The sequence below is a fragment of the Nocardia sp. NPDC004123 genome (assembly GCF_053603795.1).
On sequence record NZ_JBSGGG010000069.1, the window covers coordinates 1 to 2,426 of the forward strand.

A 2,426-nucleotide genomic window follows, 5' to 3' on the forward strand; every position below is an offset into this window, starting at 1 on the left:
CAACGGGCCGATCGATGTGGCGGTCGACCCAGGCACGCACACCGTCTACACCACCAGCAGGGACGGCAATTCGGTATCGGTGATCGACCCGGCCGCCCACACCGTCACCGCGACCATCCCGGTCGGCAAGACGCCGATCGGTGTGGCGGTCGACCCGGGCACGCACACTCTCTACACCGCCAACAGGGACGGCAATTCGGTGTCGGTGATCGACCCGGCCGCCCACACCGTCACCGCGACCATCCCGGTCGGCCAGGGGCCGGTCGCTGTGGCGGTCGACCCGGGCACGCACACCCTCTACACCACCAACAACAACGACGATTCGGTGTCGGTGATCGACGCGGCCACCCACACCGTCACCGCGACCATCCCGGTCGGCAAGACGCCGGTCGCCGTGGCGGTCGACCCGACGGGCACATCCACCCTCTACACCACCAACAGCAACGATGCTTCGGTGTCGGTGATCGACGCGGCCACCCACACCGTGACCGCGACCATCCCGGTCGGCAAGGGGCCGGCGGGTGTGGCGGTCGACCCGGGCACGCACACCGTCTACACCACCAACTACGGCGGCAATTCGGTGTCGGTGATCGACGCGGCCACCCACACCGTCACCGCGACCATCCCGGTCGGTATGCAGCCGATCGGTGTGGCGGTCGACCCGGGCACGCACACCGTCTACACCGCCGACTGGGACGATGCTTCGGTGGCGGTGATCGACCCGGCCACCCACACCGTCACCGCGACCATCCCGGTCGGCCAGGGGCCGGAATTGCTGGCGGTCGACCCGGGCACGCACACCGTCTACACCGCCAACTACAACGGCAATTCGGTGTCGGTGATCGAGCCGCGCCGCTGACGCGGGTGCAGGTGCGCACAGACCAGCGACCTGCTTGGACAACAGTTCGTGAAGCCGACGTTCGAGGTGTGCGGCGCGGGCAACACCCGCACTACAGCGGCCAGACACCGTGGGTGAAGATCACCAAAATGCCCTCTACCTGCGGTGAAGTTGCCGGCTGGGGCGGCAAAGCGACTGTCGTAGGACCACAGGACTTCAAGCTCATACAATGGCCAGAAAAAGTTTGCCTACTCAACCAGGGATGGAACGGACCAAAAGGGCAACCGGCCGCATATGGACCGCCTCGATCTCGCACCCACGAGTCGACCTATCCACGACCCCGCCTGCTCGGCAGGGATCGCGTCCTCACCTCACGACTCACCAAGCGTTTCGCCCTGACGTGCAGCGTGTGCATCCAGCGCCGCCGTGACTGACCTTCACTGTCGCCTGAACAGCAGAACAGCGCGGGCGTGGAGCGGCTTTGGCCACGCCGAGGTCATCGCCCTAATAAGCTCAGCTTGATTTTTAATCTGCGCGGCGTGGTCGGGTGCCCTTCGTATGATGTGTCGGGCAGTTCTAGGCCTGGCCGGCGAGCAGGACCAGATCGACGGCTGGTGCGGTGCCGGTTCTTCGAGCCGGCAGGTCGGCCCGGGCCGGGTGGGTTTCGGTGCAGCGGCTGGGGACCCGGTTCTGGTGCGGATGTTATGAAACCCCAGCCGAAGGGCGGGCATTTCAGTGCCGCGGCTCGATCACCGACACCGAATTGCCGTTGTAGTTGGCGGTGTAGACGGTGGATGTGTCCGGGTCGACCGCCACACCGTACAGCCCCTGGCCGACCGGGATGGTCGCGGTGACGGTGTGGGTGGCCGCGTCGATCACCGACACCGAATTGTCCTTGTAGTTGGCGGTGTAGAGGGTGTGCGTGCCCGGGTCGACCGCCACACCGTACGGCCGCATACCGACCGGGATGGTCGCGGTGACGGTGTGGGCGGCCGGGTCGATCACCGACACCGAATTGCCGTCCCTGTTGGCGGTGTAGAGGGTGTGCGTGCCCGGGTCGACCGCCACACCCGCCGGCCCCTTGCCGACCGGGATGGTCGTGGTGATGGTGTGGGCGGCCGCGTCGATCACCGACACCGAATTGTCGGAGAAGTTGGTGGTGTAGACGGTGTGTGTGCCCGGGTTGACCGTCACACCGTACGGCGTCCTACCGACCGGGATGGTCGCGGTGACGGTGTGGGCGGCCGCGTCGATCACCGACACCGAATCGCCGTTGCCATTGGTGGTGTAGACGGTGTGCGTGCCCGGGTCGACCGCCACACCGATCGGCCTGTTGCCGACCGGGATGGTCGCGGTGACGGTGTGGGCGGCCGCGTCGATCACCGACACCGAATCGTCGTTGTAGTTGGCGGTGTAGAGGATGTGCGTGCCCGGGTCGACCGCCAGCAATTCCGGCCCGTTGCCGACCGGGATGGTCGCGGTGACGGTGTGGGCGGCCGGGTCGATCACCGACACCGAATTGTCAGAGAAGTTGGTGGTGTAGACGGTGTGCGTGCCTGGGTCGACCGCCACATCGATCGGCCCGTTA

Annotated in this window: 2 protein-coding genes; one reads left to right on the plus strand and one right to left on the minus strand. The window is 66.5% G+C overall.

Annotated features, from left to right (window positions below):
- Window positions 1–859, plus strand: an 859-nt coding sequence (locus ACWEQQ_RS44965) for a YncE family protein (RefSeq protein ID WP_452352562.1), incomplete at its 5' end; no start/stop codon positions are given.
- Between the two features lie 711 nt (window positions 860–1,570).
- Here ACWEQQ_RS44965 and ACWEQQ_RS44970 read toward each other — a convergent pair.
- Window positions 1,571–2,426, minus strand: an 856-nt coding sequence (locus tag ACWEQQ_RS44970) for a beta-propeller fold lactonase family protein (protein WP_452352563.1), incomplete at its 5' end; no start/stop codon positions are given.